Origin of the sequence: Vibrio sp. 1562, from assembly GCF_033340155.1 — a bacterium.
GTDB classification, from domain to species: Bacteria; Pseudomonadota; Gammaproteobacteria; order Enterobacterales; family Vibrionaceae; genus Vibrio; species Vibrio alginolyticus.
This window is the reverse complement of sequence record NZ_JAWOVY010000458.1, coordinates 1-638: the sequence shown is the minus strand read 5'-3', so window position 1 is coordinate 638 and position 638 is coordinate 1. Positions and strand designations below refer to the sequence as shown.

The following is a 638-nucleotide window of genomic DNA, read 5'->3' as shown; positions in this document are numbered from 1 at the left end:
ACTGGCTTTTGCTGATCGCACTGGGCTTACCAAAGAGGATTGGCAGTCTCTGCGTGACAGCGGACTACTGCATCTTGTATCAATTTCTGGTTTACACATTGGGATGGCATTGTCGTTTGGGCTTGCCCTTGGTGGGCTTATTCGGCTTGCTATGCCGCGATATTGGTTTCTGCCATCAGTGAGTGGGTTGGCGTTTGCCATTGTTTACGCTTGGCTTGCTGATTTTTCTTTGCCGACGACCCGAGCCGTTTCTGTTTGTATCATCTATATTGCTTTGAAGTATTGGCTTGTTCATTGGAGTCCATGGCGCGTACTGTTATTGGCTGTGGCGTTGCAACTTTTCTTCCAACCTTTTGCTTCTTTTAGTTTGAGTTTTTGGCTGTCTTATTTATCCGTTGGTGCCGTTTTGTTTGCGGTTAACACAGTGCAAGACTCGAAGGAAGGTCGTTTAGGAAAGTTGCGGATACTTTTGTTGACTCAACTGATACTGAGCTTATTGATTGTCCCGATCAGTGGCTATTTTTTCTCTGGATTTAGCTGGTCTTCTTTAGTCTACAATTTGGTTTTCATTCCTTGGTTTGGCTTTGTTGTCGTTCCAATCATGTTTGCTGCTTTAATTGCGTCATTGCTCTTTCCTA

Annotated in this window: 1 protein-coding gene; it reads left to right on the top strand. The window is 44.4% G+C overall.

From position 1 onward, the window contains the following. On the top strand, window positions 1–638 hold a 638-nt coding region (locus tag R7Z49_RS25805), incomplete at both ends, for a ComEC/Rec2 family competence protein (protein ID WP_318112515.1).